Below are 20,085 nucleotides of genomic sequence, written 5' to 3' on the forward strand. Positions count from 1 at the left end.
TTTTATGCGTTTTATTATACTTTTTTTAAGCGTTTTTTTATTTGCAGATATGAATGTTAATGTATATGTTGATAAAAATTTTAAAATGGATTTACCTAAACCATTTGTAAAAAAAGATTTTAAGCAGTTACAAAAAAATGGATTTTATATATTGAGTTACGATAAATTACCATTAATAGTAGAAAATAATTTAAGCGTGATATCGGGAATAGGGCATTTAAAAACATATATATATTCTCATAAGAATCTTAATGACATAAAAGTAGTTGGAAATGCTAATCTTCCTGCTAAAATATTATTTAATGTAATAGATGAAGTTTCGTATATTCATGCCTCAGTAGAGGATTTTAAAAAAAATAAAGTTGATGCTATTGTTCTGAATGATAAAATATATATAAAAAATTCTTATTTATATGATTTAGATAATTTGGGAATTGTATTTAATAAATTTTATTTAGTTGCTTATAAAGATTTTTTAGAAAAGAATAAGGATGCTGCCTCTTTTTTAAGTGCCTATTTTCCTAAAATGAAAACAAATTCTTCACTTATATTAACTGGTTATTATTTGAAAAGCAAAATCAATATTTCTTCAATTTATGATGATATGTTTAAAGAAGTGGTTGCTAAAAAATTAAAAGTTGCGGTAACACCATACTGGCCACCATTTGATTTAGAAGTAAATGGTGAATTAAAAGGTATTGGTATAGATTTTTGGAAACTTATTGCACAAAAAGCTAAGCTTGATTATGAAATCATTACTCAACCTATTTGGATTAAAATTTTGAATGGTATTAAGTCTAAAAAATATGACATTACACCAAATACATCAGCAACACCTGATAGGGAAGAATATGCAATTTTTTCAAAACCATATGTAGAATTTCCTCTGGCAATTGCTTGTAGGAATGATTTGAAAATTAAAAATATTGACAATATTTCAACTATTGCCGTAGGTTATAATTATACAGCACATAAAATGATGAAAGAACATTACCCGTATCTTAATTATGTTCCAGCTAAAAGCGTTATTGATGCATTTGAGCTAGTAAAGGCAAAAAAAGCGCAATGTGTTGTGGATATTTTACCTACTATTGTTTGGCTTATGAATGAAAAAAACATTGGAAGTATGAGAATATTTTTCAAAACGCCTTTTACATTTAAATTGCAAGTTATGTTAAGAAAAGATTTATTGGATGTAAAAAGAAAAATAGATAAAGCAATTGATAATATATCAATATTTGAAAAAAATAAAATTATTTCGCGTTATATTGGTGAGAAAATTTTAATAGAAGAAAAAAAATATAGTATATGGGTATATTTAGTTATTTTTGTCCTTATATTAATTTTAATATTTATATTTTTAAAAGCTAGAACGTATAAAGAACAATCAGAGTTCGATGCTTTGACGCAAATATATAACAGAGGAACAATTGAAAAGATTTTACATAAAAAAATAAAAGAAACTAATGGAAGCGTAATATTTTTCGATATAGATCATTTTAAACAAATTAATGATACATTTGGGCATGAGAAAGGCGATCTTGTTTTATCAAAGCTTGCTGCAATTATCCAAAAAAATATAAGAAATAGCGATTATTTTGGAAGGTGGGGTGGTGAAGAATTTGTTATTATTCTGCCTAATGCATCTTTTGATGCAGCATATAAAATTGCTGAAAAATTAAGAAAAATTATTGAAAATAGTGATTTTGAAGGGTTGAAAATAACAATTAGTTTAGGTGTAAGCGAATTTAAAAAAGGTGATAACCCTGAGGATGTATTGAAAAAAGTTGATAGAGCTTTATATGAAGCAAAAAATAGCGGAAGAAATCAGGTTAAAGGAATAAAATGATAATAGCTCCAAGTATTTTAAGCGCCGATTTCGGTAATTTGGCAGAAGATGTAAAAGCAGTGTGTGAAGCGGGTGCGGATTTGATACATGTTGATATAATGGACGGGCACTTCGTGCCTAACATGACAATGGGTCCTATGATAGTCGAAGCGGTTGCCAAGGTTTCAACTAAACCTCTTGATATTCACTTTATGGTGGAAAACATTCCGTTTTTTATAGACCTTTATAAACATTTAAAACCGGAATTTATATCTTTTCATATAGAAGAAGAAAAACATATTAACAGGGTTATTCAAAAAATAAGAAACGAGGGTATAAGGCCTGCGGTTGTTTTAAACCCTGCAACACCGGTGAGTTTGCTTGAATATATAGTGGCTGATGTTGATATGGTGCTTTTAATGAGTGTAAACCCGGGATTTGGGGGACAAAAATTTATTCCGAGTGTTTTGGATAAAATAAAAGAGTTAAGAGAACTTGCTAAGAGGAAAAACCCTTCTCTTTTAATAGAAATAGACGGGGGAGTGAATAATAAAAACGCACCTCTTTTAAAAGAAGCGGGTGCGGATATTTTAGTGGCTGGAAGCTATGTGTTTGGAAGCAGTGATTATAAAAAAGCCATTGAAAGTCTCAAAGTGTGAGTAATTGGAAAGTAAGAAAAAGTAAGAGGAAGTAAGAAAAAGTGAGAAAATGAGTAACATGGCAATGAAAAGTATCGTTAAAAAGGGGTTTAATTGAAAGTAAAGATATGCGGAATTACAAACTATGAAGACGCTAAGGTTGCCTGTGATGCCGGGGCGGACGCCCTGGGGTTTGTAACCTACCCTAAATCACCCAGATTTATAAAACCGGAAGACATAAAATCAATTATTGAAAAACTGCCTCCTTTTGTTACCAAAGCCGTATTGTTTGTAAATGTGGATGTCGAATATGTAAATGAAATAATGTCTTTTACAAAAGCCGATATTGCACAGATACATTTTGAAGCCGATGAAGAATTTTATAAAAATCTGAAATGTAAACACATAAAAGTAATCCGTGCGAAGGAAAAAAACGATATTGAAAAATTTGAGGGCGAATATAAAATAGTGGACGCTTTTGTTCCACAATATGGAGGAAGCGGTAAAAGGGTTGCGCTTGAATGGTTTGAAGGAAGGGATAATTCGGATATTATATTAGCCGGGGGGCTAAGTGCTGAAAATGTTTTTGAAGTCGGAAGATACGGGTTTTACGGGGTTGATGTAAGCAGCGGGGTTGAAAAAAGTCCAGGAAAGAAAGACAAAAGAAAAGTCAGAAAATTTATAGAGCTTGCAAAATACGGCTTCAGGTGCGGATAAGAATGGTAAATGGTTAATGGCGATAGTAAATAGTTGATAGTAGATTGAGGGTAATTAAAAATAAAAAGGTAAAGTTTGAAAGCGTTTGTTTTAAAAAGGATTGCCGAATATATAAAAAAGCACAAATATATTAAAAGGGCACTTAGAGTTGATGAAAACCTTATTTTAATGCAGTTTGACAAAGATAGGTTTTATTTTGATCTTACAAAAGGAAGCGGGGATATTTATATAAACATCGACTATCCTCTTTCACGCAAATTTCAAGCGCCTTTTGATATTGTTTTGGAAAAGAAATTTACAAAAGCGGAAATTGTAAACGTTGAAACAAAAGAGAGAATTTTAACAATAACCGCAAAGAACCAAAACCGCTTCAAAGAAGAGATGGTAAAAATCAGGTTTGAGTTTACAGGGCGTTATACGAATGCCATCATTCTTGATGAAAACGATATAGTAATAGAATCACTAAGACATATTACAGAAAACCAGTCTTCAAGGGTTGTGAAACCGGGTGTTAAACTTGAAGAACTGCCGCCTTTTGAAATTAAGGAAAAAGAGTTTGAAATAGAAGATTTAGAGAGCTTTACAAAAGAGCTGTTTAACAAAAAATACCAAAACCGCCTCAAACAGAAGAAAGAAGCCATAATAAACAGAATAAACAAAAAAATAAAAGAGATTCAAAAAAAACTCTCAAAACTTGAGGATGAAGAAAAACTTCTAAAAAAATCCGAACTTTATAAAAAATACGCAGATATCGCAATGGTAAACCTCTATCAGATTAAACCTTATATGAAAGAGCTTAAAACTTATGATTTTGAAGGAAAAGAAATAGTAATACCACTGCCTGAACTAAAAAATATAAATGAGGTGGGGAATTATTTTTACAACCTTGCAAAAAAAGCAAAAAGAAAAGCTCAGAATCTACATATTGAAAAAAATCATTTAAACTCACAGCTGGAATTTTTGGAAAATTATAAAAAATTGATTGAAAAAACGGAAGATTTAGGGAGTCTTAATTACTATAAACCGCCTAAAAAAGAAAAAAGTGTAGATGAGAATGTAGCGGAATTTTTTATAGATGATTATAAAATTCTTGTAGGTAAGAACGAAAAAGGAAATATTAAATTATTAAAAAGCGCAAATGCAAATGATTTATGGCTTCATATTAAAAATGTGCCGGGTGCTCATGTAATAATTAAAAACAACAAACTTTCAATCCCCCAAAGCGTAATAGAAGAAGCTGCAAAACTTGCCGTGGCGTTTTCTAAAAAAAATGAGGGAGAAGTCGATTATACTAAAAGGAAATTTGTAAAGGTAAAAGAGGGGGCAAATGTAGAGTATGGCAAATACAATACTATAAAGGTTAAATTATGAGTTTAATTGGGCAGGTAACACTTATAAATCAAAATATGCATGTAGCTTCTGCAATGGCGGCAGATAACATTGCAAGAGAGCAGTTAAGTAAAGAAACGCAAAAAATCATAAACGAAGAAAAAGAGCTTAAAGTAAAAGAAGTTCGTCCGGTAGAAGAGAGTGAGAAAATTTTAGCCGAAGACGATTCAAAAGAGGAAATAGAAAGAGAAAGCAAACATCTGGATTTAAGAGCATAAGGCAGGTGGATAAGTTGTGAAGTTGTAAAAAAAAGTATTTAATTCTTATCCACTTCACGACTTCACAACTTAACTACTTATCCGCTCATATATTGTATAATTATAAAAAAGGAATTAAATGAAAGAACGTCTTATAACTTCAGTTGTATTAATAGCTATATTACTGCTTGTAGGTATAATTGATAACAGATTTTTAACAGGGCTTTTAATAGGTGCTATTGCAATTGCAGGATATATAGAAGCCCAGAAACTTTTTAAAACGGAAGATAAAGAGATATTTTATATTGCAGTCGCAAGTGTCCTGCTTTCATTAATCGTAAACCCTTTTATAGCGTTAATTTTTGGCGTAATTGTAAGTGCTTCGTATATAGCTTACTGGCAAAAGGATTTGAAAATTATTTCACCTGTTATTTATCCTTTGATTCCTGTAATGATTTTATATGCGTTATATGTAAAACACGGGATGGGGGTAATAGGATGGCTTATAGTAATAGTTGCTCTTACCGATTCTTTGGCATATTTCGTAGGTAAAAATTTTGCAAGGAAGTTTATACCAAGCGGATTTTGTAAAACCTCACCTAACAAATCATGGGAGGGTGTTATAGGCGGTGTGGCCGGTGCTACGATAATCGGGGCTTTTGTAGGTCTATATTTTATGGGGTTTTTACAGGCGTTTTTTATAGCACTGCTTGTAAGTGTTTCAAGTGTGTTTGGGGATTTGTTTGAGAGTTATTTAAAAAGAAGAGCTGGCGTGAAAGACAGCGGCAATATCCTTCCGGGACACGGCGGAGTGCTTGATAGAATAGACGGATATCTGTTTGCGGCACCTGTGATGTTTGTATTGTTGGGGGTATAGTTGGTAGTTTTAGGCTCAACGGGAAGTATAGGTGTTAATACATTGGAAATTGCAAGGCGTTATAATATTGAAATAGAAGCTTTGGTTGCCGGTAATAATTTTGAAATTTTAAATAAGCAGATAAAAGTGTTTAAGCCTAAATATGTCGCCGTAAAAGATAAAAAGACGGCCAAAAAGATAAATTTTAATAATGTAAAATATGGGGAAGAAGCAATACTTGAAATCATAGAAAATTCTAAAAGTCCTCTTGTAGTAAACGCCCTTGTGGGGGATGCGGGGCTTAAACCTACACTTAAAGCTCAGGAATGTGGTAAAAAAATAGCCCTTGCAAACAAAGAGTCTTTGGTAAATGCCGGAAAATTCATAGATACTTCCAAAATAACCCCAATTGACAGCGAACATTTCGGGCTTTGGTATTTACTAAGTGAAAAGTGTAAAGTGAAAAATGGAAAGTGTGGTTTTAAAAAACTTTATATAACGGCGAGTGGAGGGGCGCTTAGAGACTGGAATTTGGAAGATATTAAAAAAGCAACCATTAAAGACGTGCTTAATCACCCGAATTGGTCGATGGGCGTTAAAATCACGATTGATTCGGCTACTATGGTAAACAAGCTGTTTGAACTGCTTGAAGCAAAATGGCTTTTTAATACGACTGATATTGATGCTTTTATAGAAACCAAATCCATTATTCACGCTCTTGTGGAATGGATAGACGGAAGCACCACAGCACACATTTCCAAAACTGATATGAAACTGCCGATTGCGTTTGCTATTTTGGATGAAGTAAGGGATGAAATATTAAAACCTGTAAATCTTTTGGAAATTGGGGGGCTTGAATTTAGAAAAATAGATCCTGAAAAATATCCGGTGTGGGAAATAAAAGATCTGCTTTTAAAAAAACCGGATTTGGGCGTGGTTGTAAATACTGCGAATGAATTTGCCATTGAAATGTTTTTAAATGAGAAAATTTCTTTTATGGACATAAGCAAAATAATATTAAAAGCGGTCCAAGAATTTGAAATTGTAAATATAAATAATCTTGAAGATATTTTCGAAATCAAACAAGAAATAAAGGGCTGGTGTGAGGGTAATTTTATTTGATTTGGACGGAACGCTTATTGATTCCACGGAAGCTATTCTTGAAGGGTTTAATGTAGCTTTCAAAACATACGGAAATAATCCTCCAAAAGATGAAGATGTTAAAAAACTGATAGGACTTCCACTTGATGTTATGTTTGCCAAACTTGGCGTTGATAAAGAAAACGTATGGGATTATGTTAATACTTATAAACAGCATTACAGAAAAATTTCAAAACAGAAAACCATTCTTTTACCTTTTGCGAAAGAAGCGGTAATTGAAGCGGGTAAATTTGCAAAACTTGGAATCGTAACAACCAAAACCGGGGAATATTCAAAAGAGCTGCTTGAACATTTTGGGATAATGCATTATTTTGAGGTTCTAATTGGAAGAGAACATGTCCAAAACCCTAAACCTCATCCGGAACCGATATTAAAGGCTGTTCATTTAATGAATGCCATTAAAGAAGCTACGTGGATGATAGGCGATACCTGCCTTGATATGGTAAGTGCAAAAGAAGCCGGAATTAATTATATTGGAGTGAAATGGGAATATGAAAATCTCCATAATATGAAAAAATGCGCGGAAATAATAAAAGAAAATGTTTTGGAAGCGGTTGAATATATAATAAAAAATTGTTAAGAAAGAGTAATTCCTGAAATATCACAGAAATTTCGAACGTTACACTTTAGATGTTTTCTCAAAACAATATTTTTCAGAGGACTCAATTAACCTCAACAACCATAAAAACCCTAACTAACCTCAACAATTTTTATTAAACATAATAACCAATACACAAATATATCAATATACTAGTTAAGCTTGGTTTTTTAAAATTTTTTCCAAAAATCTCTGCTTAAAAGAATAAGAACCGTAAAAAACTCAAGTCTTCCTATTATCATTCCTATTGCAAGAATTAACTTTTGAGTTTGGGTAAAAAATGCAAAATTATCTACAGGTCCTACATGCCCAAACCCAGGACCTATATTTCCCACACAGGCTATTGAGGCGCTAAGCGAAGTTAAAGTATCGTATCCGTTGGCAAAAAGATATAAAGCTATAGTAGTAACCGTTAAGATATATAAAAATATAAAAGCACTTACATTATTTATAATTGACTGGGGGATTGTTTTTTTATCCACTTTTACAGAAATTATCGCATTTGGGAAAAGGATTTTTTTTATCTGATAGTTTAGGTTTTTAAACATTACCACAAATCTTATGACTTTAATACCTCCAGCGGTGCTTCCGGCGTTTCCACCTATTAACATAGCGATAAATATTAATGCTATTGCTGTTTGTCCCCATTGAGAGTAATCAACTGTAGCAAATCCAGTAGTGGTTAAAATAGAACTTATCGTAAAAAATCCGTGAGTTAATGTATAAAATAAGGAATCATTAGAATTAAAATAATGAACTAAACTTACACCAACGGCCAATACGAAAAAAATAATTGAATACCATATTACTTCTTCACTTTTATATCCACTATAATCTTTTTTTAAAAATTTTATATGAGCTATAAAGTTTATTCCGGAAATAAACATAAAAAATGTAGTTGTCCATAAAATCCAAGGGTTGTTGGCCCAATAGCCCAAAGATTCACTTCTAGTTGAAAATCCACCTGTGGATATGGTTGCAAAAGCATGATTTATTGCATCAAAAAGGCTCATTCCTTCTAATTTTAAAAGCAGGGCGTCTATAATAGTTATTGTAAAGTAAATTCCCCATAATTTAAGGGCGGTATGTTTGATTTTAGGAGTAACTTTATCTGGTGTTATACCTGTCGATTCACCTTTAAATAAAGCTAGCGACCCAGTAGGATTAATTAACGAAAGAAGTCCAACGCCAAGCACTATTATACCCATACCGCCTATCCAGTGCATTGTGCTTCTAAGCATTAATATATTTTTTGGAAGATCTGTAATATCGGAATAAATTGTAGCACCTGTAGTTGTAAATCCACTAGCAGCTTCAAAAAAACCATCTATAAAAGTGATATTCGTTTCCAGCATTAAAGGTATAGCACCGAGAATTCCAAGCATAATCCATACAAGGTTGACACTTAAAATAGCATCTTTTATTTTCATTTTCATTTCGTGATTTTTAAGCCAAATTAGAATCAAAAAAAATGTTGTAGAAGTTACAGCTGAATAAATAATAAATGAATTAACATTTTCATTGTATATAACACCTGTTATGATTGGTATTAAAAAGAAAAACTCTGTCATTAAGCCAACTATAGATAAAAATTTAAATAGATTTTTTATAGTGTTTCTATCCATTTTCTGTTTCCTGAAAAGTTAAATTCTAATACTATATCATTTGGTAAAAGTTCCATTTTTTCTTTTAACTCTATGATTTGATCGTTTCTAACAATAATAGTTTTTGAGTTTTCTTTTGGTGGTGTGACTTTTTTGGATTGAAAAACCTGTTTTATAAATATTTTACCTTTGGCACCCAAGAAAAATCTCTCATATATTAAAAGTCTTGAATCTATTTCTTCCAATATTTCATAATATGCAGCAATTTTTGGACCTCTTATAGTAGAAAGTTTGAGTGAATGCATTAAAGAGTAATAATTTAGGTTATTATTTATTGTAATTATCTTTTTTATTCCTAATTTTTTGGCTTGTAAGGATTTAATAATATTGCTTTCGTCTTTCAGAGAAGCTGCTATAGCGATATCAGAATAATGAAGGCCTTCGTTTATAATCATTTCTTCATCTTCATATGATGAGTTTATTACCATTGCGTCTTCACCTAAAAGTTCCGCTGCTTTGGTGGCTTGCTCTTCATCTTTTTCGAGAATTTTTACATTTAAATTGAAAGATACGAGTATTTTAGCTATTTCAATACCTAGTGGATTTGCTCCGTAAATTAATACATTTTGAATATATTCGGGTGAAATGGTGTCTAGTTTGTTAATTATATCCTTTAGTTTTTCTTTTTCTCCAAAAATATATAACAAATCTTCTTCTTCAACATAATCGTCTTCACTAAGAAAAATAAATTCTTCACCTCTTTGTGCACCTATGACAATTATGTTGTCGCTGTTAATAGCTGAAACTTTGTCAATTACAGGAGTTTTTACGTTTAGTGATACAAGTATGAAATCGTTAAATGGAAACTCTTTTATATTATTTGCTTTTGGAAATTCTATTAATTTTGCTACTGCTGTAGCTGATAATTTATAAGGAAAAATAAGCCTATTTATATTTAGTTTTTGAAAATTCGTAGAAATATAAGATGTGTTTGTTAATCTTACAATAGTGTTTTCTATATCAAGGATATTTTCTGTGACTATAGTTGAAATTAAATTTATTTCGTCGTTATTTGTAACTGCAATAAAAAAATCAAATTTTTCTTCAAGCCCCATATATGCCCTTGAATCTCTAAGATCCGCACATATTGTTAAAACATCCAGTGTTTCTTTTAACATTTCAAGGGCTTTTTCGTTTTTATCTATTATTACGACATTGTGTTTATTTGATAAAGCTTTTGCGACATTGTAGCCGACTTTTCCGGCTCCACCGATTAATATATTCATATGCAACCTTTAATGTTTTTGCATCCAAATCATTATTATACATCTTTTTATTACTAAAAGTAACATTTATAAGAAAAAGTTACGAATAAAATAATTTGAAATAATTTCGGACGAAATTTATGCTATATTAATATTACTTTAAGTAAAATTTCGATAAAATATGACAAAAAAAGGATAAATATGTTACAAATTAGATGGCACTCTCGCGCAGGACAAGGGGCAGTAACAGGTGCTAAAGCACTTGCAGACGTTATGGCAAGAACTGGTAAATTTGTTCAAGCTTATTCGGTTTATGGTGCAGAGAAAAGAGGTGCGCCTATGACAGCTTATGATAAAATTGATGATCAACCTATTTTAGATCATTCAAAATGGATGGCACCAGATTATGTTTTAGTAATCGACCCTTCTTTAGTTTATCAGGAAGAAATTGTTGATAATACTACTGATAATACTATATTCATAGTTACATCTCATTTACCAAAAGATGAACTTGTAAAAATTGCAAAACATCTTGATGGTAAAAAGTTATATGTTATTGATGCAATTAAAATTTCTCAAGAAGAAATCGGAAGAGCTATTCCAAACACGCCAATGCTTGGTGCTTTTATTAAAGTTTCACAAATTTTACCATTTGAGGATTTCTTGGTTTCTATTGAAGATATTCTTTCAAAATTCCCTCAAAAAATTATTGACGGAAACCTAAGAGCAATTAAAAGAGCATACGAAGAAGTAAATTAAGGAGATATTATGGCAACACCTAAAGAAATGTTAACAACATGGGATCAGATTCAATTTGGTGCGGTTTTACCTTCATTTGAAGATCCAGAAAAAAAAATAAGAAGTAAATTCCATTCATATAACTATAAAGTGGCTGATTGGAGAGTTGAAAAGCCTGTATTTAATAGAGATTTATGTATAGATTGTGATTTTTGTTGGGTATTTTGTCCGGATAGCTGTTTCGAAGTTGAAGAAGTAGTAAATAAAAGAGGTAAAAAACAGGCGAAAATAAAAGGTATTAATTATAATTTATGTAAAGGATGCGGTGTTTGTGTTGAAGTTTGTCCTACACCGATTAAATCACTTTTAATGTTCCCTGAACATGTAGATAATGAAGAGGCTTTAAAACAATGGCCGAAAAAAGACAAATAAAGGATTAATAATGGCACAAAAATATGAACTAAAATCAAAGGAAGTTTGGGACGGAAATATGGCGGCAGCTCATGCCTTAAGACAGGCAGAAGTTGATGTCGTTGCTGCTTATCCTATTACACCATCTACACCTATTGTTCAAAATTATTCTCAGTTTTTGGCTGATGGATATGTTGATGGTGAATTTGTAATGGTTGAATCTGAACATTCAGCTATGTCAGCATGTGTTGGTGCAGCTGCAGCTGGTGGTAGAGTTGCAACTGCGACTTCTTCTCAGGGTTATGCTTTAATGGTTGAGGTTTTATATCAAGCAAGTGGTATGAGGCTTCCTATTGTTATGACCGTGGTTAACAGAGCTTTGGCGTCACCACTTAATATTCACGGAGATCATAGTGATTTATATTTAGGCAGAGATGCGGGATGGATTCATTTAATAGCTAATAATCCTCAAGAAGCATATGATTTAACATTATGTGCATTTAAAATAGGTGAGGATAGTAGAGTAAGGTTACCTGTTACAACTAACCAAGATGGATTTTTAGTATCACATACTGCACAAGTAGTAGAACCTCTCCAAGATGAAGTAGCTCAAAAATTTGTAGGAAGTTATAAAGCACTAAATCCAATGCTTGATACTAAAAACCCTGTAACATATGGTGCACAAACTGAAGAGGAGTGGCATTTTGAGCATAAAGCGGCTCAACATAAGGCATTGATGGAAAGTTTCCCTGTTATTGAAGAAGTGTTCGGTGAATTTGAAAAAGTAAGCGGAAGAAAATATAATCTTGTAGAAAGTTATAAAATCGAAGATGCTGATATTGCGTTGGTTATAATGGGAAGTGCATTTGAAACTGCAATGCTTGCTGTTGATAAAGCAAGAGAAAATGGAATCAAAGTAGGACTTGTTATGCCAAGAGTTTTCAGACCTTTCCCTTATAATGAAGTAGCTAAAAAACTTGCAAATGTTAAAGCTATTGCAGCACTTGATAGAAGTGCACCTATGGGAACAACAGGTGCTCTTTATAATGAAGTAGCTGGTGCACTTGCTGCAAATGGACAGAGTGCAATTATGACGAATTATATTTATGGACTTGGTGGAAGAGATACAACTGTTGAACATATATTAGAAGTTATTAATGAAACAAATGAAAATGCAAAAGCTGGAAAAAGAGTAACTGACTTACAAGGTTTCATAAACCTTAGAGGTCCTAAGTTATCATTTAATTAAGGAGTTTTTATGAAAAATATTGGAACATTAAAAGAATTTGCATGTACTCCTGATAGATTTCAAGGTGGTCATAGATTATGTCCGGGATGTGCTCATAGTATGATTGTTAGAGAAGTAGTTAATGCTACTGATGATGATTTGGTGATTTCAACGGCAACAGGATGTCTTGAAGTTTGTACTTCTATTTATCCATATACATCATGGGATGTTTCGTGGATTCATATTGGATTTGAAAACGCAGCTGCTGCAATTGCAGGTGCAGAAGCAATGTATAGCGCACTTAGTAGAAAAGAAAAACTTTATAATGATGACAGAAAAGTAAAATTTGTTGCATTTGGTGGTGATGGTGGAACTTATGATATCGGTTTCCAATCACTTTCAGGTGCAGTTGAAAGAGGGCATGATTTTCTTTATGTTTGTCTTGACAATGAAAACTATGCAAATACAGGGGGACAGAGAAGTTCTGCTACACCAATAGGTGCACATACTTCAACTACACCAAGAGGTAGAGTAAGTTATGGTGAAAAACAGAAGAAAAAAGATTTAACTATGATTATGGCTGCTCATGGATGTCCTTATGTAGCTACCGCAATTCCTGGAACAAAACATTGGAAAGATTTAGCTCAAAAAGCTGCTAAAGCTTTATCAACTGTAGGTCCAACATTTATAAATGCTTTAAGTCCTTGCACAACTGAGTGGAAATTTAAACCTGAAGAAACAGTTGAAATTGCAGATTTAGCAGTTGAAACTTGTGCATTCCCTCTATATGAAATTGAAGATGGACATAAATTAACAATTACATACAGACCTAAAAACAAAATTCCTATTGAAGAATATTTAGGAAGACAAGGAAGATTTAGTCACCTATTTAAACCTGAAAATAAATGGATTATTGAAGAATGGCAAAAAAACGTGGATGCTTATTGGGAATATCTACAAAGAAGAGAAGAAGCTGGGGTTTAATCCCTTCTTTTTTTATTTATAAAAAATAAAAGTGTCTGTCACTAATTTAAATTTAATTTAAAAAACTAATAAATAAGTTAATATTTATTTACTTTTTTTATATTTAATTTTATAATATAAAAAATCTACACAAAGGTTAAACAATAAAAAAAGATTATGCACTAATAATTGATACATTTATTATTGGAATAATAGGGTCTGTATGTGCTCAGATTTTTATTGTATTACTTCATTTTATAAGTAAATTTTCACTTGATTATTTGGTAGGTTACCTTCCTCAGGATACATTAAAACTTCTATCGAGTTATCAACATAGTGGTGAATTTAATACGATAATGCTTTTAGCTGTGATAGTAACAGGCGGGCTTATTAGTGGCTTTTTGGTATATACATTTGCCCCGGAAGCCGAAGGACATGGGACCGATACTGTTATTAGAGCGTTTCACAGGCAGGGTGGATATATAAGATGGATAGTCGTTCCAATTAAAATTTTAGCTTCAGCAATAACAATAGGAACTGGGGGAAGTGCAGGAAGAGAGGGGCCAACGGCACTTTTTAGCGCAGGTGTCGGGTCATGGTATGCTGATTTTAGAAAAGTTGGATGGAAAAGAAGACAAATATATGTTTTAATAGGAATGGCAAGCGGGCTTAGCGCGGTGTTTAAAGCACCGCTTGGGACATCTATATTTGCAATTGAAGTGCTGTATGCCGATAACGAATTTGAGACAAGAGAACTTATATATCTGCTTTTCGGGCCTTTAATAGCATATATGATTACGGGATTTTTGTTTGGGTGGGAACCTATTTTTCACGTGCCAGATATAAATATTACGGATGTAAAAACATATCTTGAGATTGTTTTTTTGGGCATAATGAGTGGGATGATAGCTCTTCTTTTACCGAATATTTTTTATGGGATAAGGGATATTTTTAGGAATTTACAAGTTAAGCCTCATTTTAAACCCGCAATTGGTGCGTTGTTTGTGGGAATAATCGCCATCTATTTTCCGGAAGTTTTAGGTGGTGGTTATGGATTTATACAAGAGAGTATAAATGGTAATATGATTGGTTTGTTTGTCATAGTATTAATGATAGCTAAAATTTTTGCTTTTTCTTTTACCGTGGGAAGCGGTGGAAGCGGCGGTGTTTTTGCGCCTTCACTTTTTATAGGTGCAATGCTTGGAGCGTTTTTAGGCTCGTCTTTACATGCACCTATAGGTGCGTTTGTTGTGATTGCGATGGCGGCAGTTTTCGGGGCCGCGGCAAGAACGCCTCTTGCGACTATCGTAATGGTTGTGGAAATGACAGGGGGATATTCTTTATTGGCACCTACTACTCTTGGTGTATTGAGTGCTTATATAGTTCATAATATTTTGGTGAAAATAATAAAACCAAAATATATTTCGCTATATGAAGCACAGCTTTTAAACAAAGAGTATTCCATTTCTTATCAGATGGAGAGGGTAAGGGATATACTTATATGTCATTCAAAAATACTGAATTTAAAAAAAGCGGTGATTCAAAGAGATGACATTATAGCATTGCTTGAAGAGGGTGAGGCGGTAGAAATAGGTGAAAACAAATATGTATTTTTTGGAACATTTACAAAAGAAGTGAAACTAAACGAAGGTGAAATGTTTAAAAAATACAAAGGTGCCGAAATTTTATATATTTTCCGAAATGGAAACTGGCTTCACAATTCAGTAATCAATTCTATTAAAAAAGGTGATGAGGTATTACTTATAGCTAAAAAAGAAGTGATTGATATAATTAAAAACGAATTTGTCCCCGTATCAAAAACGTTTGCAAAATTAAGAATACAAGAAGAAAAAATTGGCTAAAAATAAATTTTGTTTATTTTAGTAATAAATTTTATTAAAAAATATTATTTTTTAGTGTAAAAAAACATTTATATGTTAATATTTTTTTAAGAAGTTGTTTTTGTAAGTAGTTTTTATTAAGGTATTTTCGAATTTTTTAATTAAAATTACAAATTCAGCTTCTTAAATATTTAAAAGGAGCTGTTATGGGGTTTGTATCAATAAATGAAGATCATGTTGTAAATAATGAAACAGAAGTTACTTCTAATAACGAAAGTTATCAAAATATAGAGATTATAGAAAATGACCTAACCACGCTTTCTGAAAAATTACATGCAAAAACCGCTGAAGGCCTTGCCGCAATTGAAGAACTCAAAGGCACAATGGAGCAGATTGCCGCAGCCGCGGAAGAGAGTGCAGGTGCAAGTGAAGAAACTCTTAGTGCTATAACAGAAATAAAACAAAATTCAAAATACCTCGAATCGGAAGTGAAGGAAACTGTAGAAATAATTTTAAATTTTAAAGAAATGCTTAATAATTCAATAGATTCTTTTGAAGAAGCAAGTGATAGTTTAAAAAATACATCAAAAAAAGCCGGAGATATTTCTGAGAAAGCACAAAATTTACTTGATGCGAGTAAACAGATTAATGATGCGGTAGAGCTTATTACAAAACTTTCCAAAAAAACGGGGCTTCTTGCTTTAAATGCGGCAATAGAAGCAGCAAGGGCTGGACAGAGCGGTAGAAGTTTTACCGTTATGGCAAGTGAAATTAGGGCAATGGCAAAAAAATCCAATATTTACGCAGAAAAAATAAGTGCTCTTGTAAATGATATTCAAGAAAAAATTCATAATGCAAATAATGATATGGAAAAAATAAAAGACGAAATTGAAAAATTTGCAGAAGAATCATTAAAACTAGCTAATGAGATGAGAAGTATTGGTGAAATAATAGAAAATATCGTAAAACTTTCAGAAAAAATGATAAATGATATTAAATTGACGGTTGAAGAAATCGAAGATTTACATCAGGCTAGTGAAACAATTGCGGCTGCGGCAGAAGAGAGTGCGAGTGCGGTAAGCGAAGTAACCAACACAATCGCTTCACAGGTAAATGCCTTTAATGAATCTCAAAAAGCTGCTGAAATATTAAGAGAAATATTAAAAAAAGAGAATTTTGAAAATGAACTTGCTACGGCAAGTGAAGAACTAAGTTATAGCGTTGCTCAACTTGAGGATTCTATGAGAGAAGTCGTAGAAGCATTAACCCAAATAGAAGAAGCAGCCGAAATAGCAAAAAACGATGCCTCTAAAGCTCAACATATTGCGGATAATTGTGTGAAATTTATTCAAAATTCAATGAATAGTATGAATGAAATATATGAAGGTTTTAATAATATAAAAAATAAATTTTCAAAAATATCGGAAAGTTTGATTAAACAAAAAGACGAATCTGCCGAAAATATACATTTAAGTAATATACAAAAAGAAAAAATAAACGAAATAAAATCTAAAATAAGAAAACTTAATAATGCAATAAGAAAAATAGAACTATCAATCGTTCAAATAGGAGCACTTTCAATAAATGGTGCCGTAGAGGCTGTTAGAATTGGCGAAGGTGGCGAAGGATTTAGTGAAGTTAGCCATGACATTAGAAACCTTGCGGATTCTTCGGAAGAAAACCTTGATAAAGTTATTGATATAATAGATGAGGTTAATGAAGAAAACGATAAAATTTTGGTAGAAATAAATAATATTGTCCTAATTTTGGAAAATGAAAGTAATAAACTAAAAGAAACGACAAACGAATTTGATAATAGCTTAAAAACGCTTGATAATGTAATGGAAAAAACCGAGAAACTTAAACAATCCATAGATGAAATGAATATCGCTTTAGAACAGATTCAATTGGCAGCCAAACAAACGGTAGAAGCTGCAGAAATATCTAAAAACAATGCAAGTGAATCAAAAGAAGCGGCTAATATTATTTTAAATATTTCAAAAGAGATGAGTGCAATAATACAAAAATTAAAAAATCTTTCTTTAAATTTGGTAAAGAGTGAGCTATGAAAGTCGCCGCTCTTGAATTTAGGGTTGCCGATAAATTTTTTGCAATTGAAATGAGTAAGGTAAAACATTTTTTTGAAGTTGAAAATTTAATGCATCTGGATTTTTTGCCAGATTTTGTTGAAGGAATAGTTAGATATAACAATAATGTTTATCCTTTGATATCTTTAAAGAAAGCATGGAATATTGATGATGGTAAAAAAGAAGATATTGCTGTTGCAATAGTTTTTAAAGAAAAGGAATATGCGGTATTAATAGATGAAATTATTAAAATTGACGAACTTGAAAAAAAAGAAAATTTTTTAATCGAGGTTTTTGAAGAAAACGGGAAACTAATAGGTAACTTAAATTTGGACTTTTTAGATGATTTTAAAATTCCTACATTTTTAAATAAAAATATTGAAAAGAAAGAAGAAAAAAAGAATATCGATAAAGAGAGTTTTTTATTATTTGAGTGTAATGACGAAATATTAGCAGTTGAAACATCTCTTGTAAAAAAAATAGAAGATTATGAAAAAGACATTTTAATAATAAATGAAATGGTTATAAATTTAACTGACCAAGAAAAAATATATAAAAAATGTGATAAAAAAAATATTTTAATATTAGAAGATGAAAAAGTTATCGCTTTTGCAATCGGTAATATAATTGATATTTATTTAATTGACAAAAACGATATTACTTTATCAAATGATGGAATGTTTAATAAATATTTCCTTTTTAAATCAAAAGAAGTTAAAGTTTTTTCATCAAACTATCTAAAAAAATTAATTAATAAATACGGATCAATAATTAAAAAAGATAAAATCAGAAAATTTGATGAAAAAATTGAAATATTACTTTTGAATATTTGTGGAGAAAAATTTGCAATAAGAATGAGTAATGTTGTAGATATAAACGAATATAACGAAGTCAGTTTAAATTTTGCAAACGATAATCCTCATGTAAAAGGTATCGTTACTACCAGAGAAGGTGCTACATATATATTAAGTTTTGAAAATATTTTGAAAAAAGAATCTAAAATTTCGGAAGACTCAAAAATAATAATAATAAAAAACGAAAAACATTTAAAAGCAATATTAGTAGATGGTATTGATGATATTATTTATGTTAAAAGCGATCATATTTTAATTACTAATAAAAGTGATAATATTATTGGAGGGATGGTTATAAACAATGATGAAATGATTCCTCTTATTAATATTGATTGGCCTAAGGATTTATAATGTTTAAAAGTTTTGAAGAGGAAAAAATATTTAGATTTAAAGAATTTGATGAGGCAAGGGAATTTATAGAAAATTTTAGAGATAACAAAGATACATTTGAAGCTATTGATTATATGATAAATCATAAAGAATATTATTTTTTATTGAAAAATATAATAAATCAATTAAATACTAAAAAGAGTATATTAGCGTATCTTTTTTTTAATTTGCCGTGTTTAAAAAGAGAAGAAGATCTTGAATTGATTATTCAAATTTTAAAAAAAGCCGACAATATATTAAAAAAAATAGTTATTGATTATGTTAAGAGTTGTAATAATGAGGAATTTGCGAAAATAATATTTGAAAGCGGATTAAAAGAAGAAGCAATAGAAATTTTTAAAAAATTTCCAAATTTAGAAAAGTATCTGAAAAAGAAATTATTAAATGAAAAGGATATAAAAGTATTAAAAAAAGCAATAGAGTTTTTTGAAATATATGATGAAAAATATATTGAAAAATTAAAGGAAAAGATTGCAAATAAGTGAACATCAATTAAAAAAATTAAGAAATTATTTGAATAACGAAATTGGAATTTATGTAGAAGATTCTAAAATGCAGAGTATTTATAAAAGAAAAGTTGCAAAATTATTGCAAGAAAAATCTTATGATGATTTTGAAGAGTTTTTTAAAGATTTAGTTTTAAAAAAAAGTTCTGCATTAAAACAGGAGTTAATAAATGTTTTTATGGTTAATGAAACATATTTTTTTAGAGAGAAATATCAGTTTGATACTTTAATAAATTATGTTTTACCAGAACTTGATAAAAAAAGAGCAAAAAATGAGATAATTAATATTTTATGTGCACCTGTCTCAAGTGGGGAAGAGTTATATTCCATAGCGATTATGCTTTTGGAAGAAGGGGAAATGATTAAAAAAAGAGACTTTATGCTTTTGGGTATAGATATAGATTCGGATGCGATAAACAAAGCAAAAGAAGGAATTTATTCTTCAAGAAGCGTTCATAAACTTCCACAGGAGTTAATTGACAAGTATTTTATAAAAACCGGCAATGTATATAAAATTAAAGACATTTTAAAAAAAGCGGTTAATTTTAAAATTGTAAATATTATGGATAAATATCAGATGAAAAAGCTTGGAATGTTTGATGTGATATTTAGCAGAAATATGCTTATATATTTTGATGAAAAATCAAAAAGAGAGGTTTTGGCTACATTCTATTCGATTTTAAAAGATGAAGGATATCTGTTTTTAGGGCATGCCGAAAGAGTTCCCAATGATATTACTTTATTTAAAAGTATAAAAATTGGAGAGAGCTTTGTTTACAAAAAAAGTTCTGATAGTTAGTCCATCAGCAGTCTT

General features: G+C 30.9%; 19 protein-coding genes. 17 read left to right on the forward strand and 2 right to left on the reverse strand.

What is annotated here, in order from left to right:
* The first annotated feature begins 4 nt into the window (after positions 1 to 4).
* The 8 genes from ACYQ19_RS04775 to ACYQ19_RS04810 all read left to right on the forward strand — a co-directional run bounded on the left by ACYQ19_RS04775 (position 5) and on the right by ACYQ19_RS04810 (position 7,366).
* Complete coding sequence (locus ACYQ19_RS04775) at positions 5 to 1,849, forward strand: transporter substrate-binding domain-containing diguanylate cyclase (protein ID WP_459978288.1); 1,845 nt, start codon at positions 5 to 7, stop codon at positions 1,847 to 1,849.
* A complete protein-coding gene (rpe, locus tag ACYQ19_RS04780; RefSeq protein ID WP_459978289.1) occupies positions 1,846 to 2,487 on the forward strand; it encodes a ribulose-phosphate 3-epimerase in 642 nt (213 codons plus the stop codon). Before ACYQ19_RS04775 ends, rpe begins: the two co-directional genes overlap by 4 nt.
* A 93-nt stretch (positions 2,488 to 2,580) precedes the next feature.
* Positions 2,581 to 3,183 (forward strand): phosphoribosylanthranilate isomerase, encoded by a 603-nt coding sequence (locus ACYQ19_RS04785; protein ID WP_459978290.1) that lies wholly within the window; start codon positions 2,581 to 2,583, stop codon positions 3,181 to 3,183.
* A 75-nt stretch (positions 3,184 to 3,258) separates the two neighbouring features.
* On the forward strand, positions 3,259 to 4,554 hold the full coding sequence (locus ACYQ19_RS04790) for an NFACT RNA binding domain-containing protein (RefSeq protein WP_459978291.1): 1,296 nt from the start codon (positions 3,259 to 3,261) through the stop codon (positions 4,552 to 4,554).
* On the forward strand, positions 4,551 to 4,790 hold the full coding sequence (locus ACYQ19_RS04795) for a hypothetical protein (RefSeq protein WP_459978292.1): 240 nt from the start codon (positions 4,551 to 4,553) through the stop codon (positions 4,788 to 4,790). Before ACYQ19_RS04790 ends, ACYQ19_RS04795 begins: the two co-directional genes overlap by 4 nt.
* A gap of 118 nt (positions 4,791 to 4,908) precedes the next feature.
* Positions 4,909 to 5,646: a phosphatidate cytidylyltransferase gene (locus tag ACYQ19_RS04800; protein WP_459978293.1), complete on the forward strand. Its 738-nt coding sequence runs from the start codon at positions 4,909 to 4,911 to the stop codon at positions 5,644 to 5,646.
* Positions 5,647 to 6,747, forward strand: coding sequence for a 1-deoxy-D-xylulose-5-phosphate reductoisomerase (gene dxr / locus ACYQ19_RS04805; protein WP_459978294.1), 1,101 nt, complete (start codon positions 5,647 to 5,649; stop codon positions 6,745 to 6,747).
* Positions 6,728 to 7,366, forward strand: a complete 639-nt coding sequence (locus tag ACYQ19_RS04810; protein ID WP_459978295.1) for an HAD family hydrolase — start codon at positions 6,728 to 6,730, stop codon at positions 7,364 to 7,366. Before dxr ends, ACYQ19_RS04810 begins: the two co-directional genes overlap by 20 nt.
* A gap of 188 nt (positions 7,367 to 7,554) precedes the next feature.
* Here ACYQ19_RS04810 and ACYQ19_RS04815 read toward each other — a convergent pair whose 3' ends face one another.
* A complete protein-coding gene (locus ACYQ19_RS04815) occupies positions 7,555 to 9,009 on the reverse strand; it encodes a TrkH family potassium uptake protein (protein WP_459978296.1) in 1,455 nt (484 codons plus the stop codon).
* Complete coding sequence (locus tag ACYQ19_RS04820) at positions 8,991 to 10,274, reverse strand: NAD-binding protein (RefSeq protein WP_459978297.1); 1,284 nt, start codon at positions 10,272 to 10,274, stop codon at positions 8,991 to 8,993. The genes ACYQ19_RS04815 and ACYQ19_RS04820 overlap by 19 nt, the downstream gene beginning before the upstream one ends.
* Before the next feature lie 180 nt (positions 10,275 to 10,454).
* Here ACYQ19_RS04820 and ACYQ19_RS04825 point away from each other — a divergent pair, with 180 nt between their 5' ends.
* The 9 genes from ACYQ19_RS04825 (at position 10,455) to ACYQ19_RS04865 (ending at position 20,070) form a co-directional block, all read left to right on the forward strand.
* Positions 10,455 to 11,012 carry a pyruvate flavodoxin oxidoreductase subunit gamma gene (locus ACYQ19_RS04825; RefSeq protein WP_459978298.1) on the forward strand — a complete coding sequence of 186 codons (558 nt, stop codon included), beginning with the start codon at positions 10,455 to 10,457 and terminating at the stop codon, positions 11,010 to 11,012.
* Between the two features lie 9 nt (positions 11,013 to 11,021).
* A complete protein-coding gene (locus ACYQ19_RS04830) occupies positions 11,022 to 11,423 on the forward strand; it encodes a 4Fe-4S dicluster-binding protein (RefSeq protein ID WP_459978299.1) in 402 nt (133 codons plus the stop codon).
* A 10-nt stretch (positions 11,424 to 11,433) separates the two neighbouring features.
* Positions 11,434 to 12,651 carry a 2-oxoacid:ferredoxin oxidoreductase subunit alpha gene (locus ACYQ19_RS04835; protein WP_459978300.1) on the forward strand — a complete coding sequence of 406 codons (1,218 nt, stop codon included), beginning with the start codon at positions 11,434 to 11,436 and terminating at the stop codon, positions 12,649 to 12,651.
* A 9-nt stretch (positions 12,652 to 12,660) separates the two neighbouring features.
* Positions 12,661 to 13,614 carry a thiamine pyrophosphate-dependent enzyme gene (locus tag ACYQ19_RS04840; RefSeq protein ID WP_459978301.1) on the forward strand — a complete coding sequence of 318 codons (954 nt, stop codon included), beginning with the start codon at positions 12,661 to 12,663 and terminating at the stop codon, positions 13,612 to 13,614.
* A 260-nt stretch (positions 13,615 to 13,874) separates the two neighbouring features.
* The gene (locus tag ACYQ19_RS04845; protein ID WP_459978302.1) at positions 13,875 to 15,455 is read left to right on the forward strand and encodes a chloride channel protein; all 1,581 of its coding nucleotides are present in this window, start codon (positions 13,875 to 13,877) and stop codon (positions 15,453 to 15,455) included.
* A gap of 185 nt (positions 15,456 to 15,640) precedes the next feature.
* Positions 15,641 to 17,503, forward strand: coding sequence for a methyl-accepting chemotaxis protein (locus ACYQ19_RS04850; protein ID WP_459978303.1), 1,863 nt, complete (start codon positions 15,641 to 15,643; stop codon positions 17,501 to 17,503).
* The gene (locus ACYQ19_RS04855) at positions 17,500 to 18,726 is read left to right on the forward strand and encodes a chemotaxis protein CheW (protein WP_459978304.1); all 1,227 of its coding nucleotides are present in this window, start codon (positions 17,500 to 17,502) and stop codon (positions 18,724 to 18,726) included. Before ACYQ19_RS04850 ends, ACYQ19_RS04855 begins: the two co-directional genes overlap by 4 nt.
* On the forward strand, positions 18,726 to 19,250 hold the full coding sequence (locus ACYQ19_RS04860) for a hypothetical protein (protein ID WP_459978305.1): 525 nt from the start codon (positions 18,726 to 18,728) through the stop codon (positions 19,248 to 19,250). Before ACYQ19_RS04855 ends, ACYQ19_RS04860 begins: the two co-directional genes overlap by 1 nt.
* Entirely contained in the window at positions 19,237 to 20,070 is an 834-nt protein-coding gene (locus ACYQ19_RS04865; protein WP_459978306.1) for a CheR family methyltransferase, read from the forward strand. Before ACYQ19_RS04860 ends, ACYQ19_RS04865 begins: the two co-directional genes overlap by 14 nt.
* Positions 20,071 to 20,085: the final 15 nt, after the last annotated feature.

It is taken from the genome of Nautilia lithotrophica (assembly GCF_054656815.1).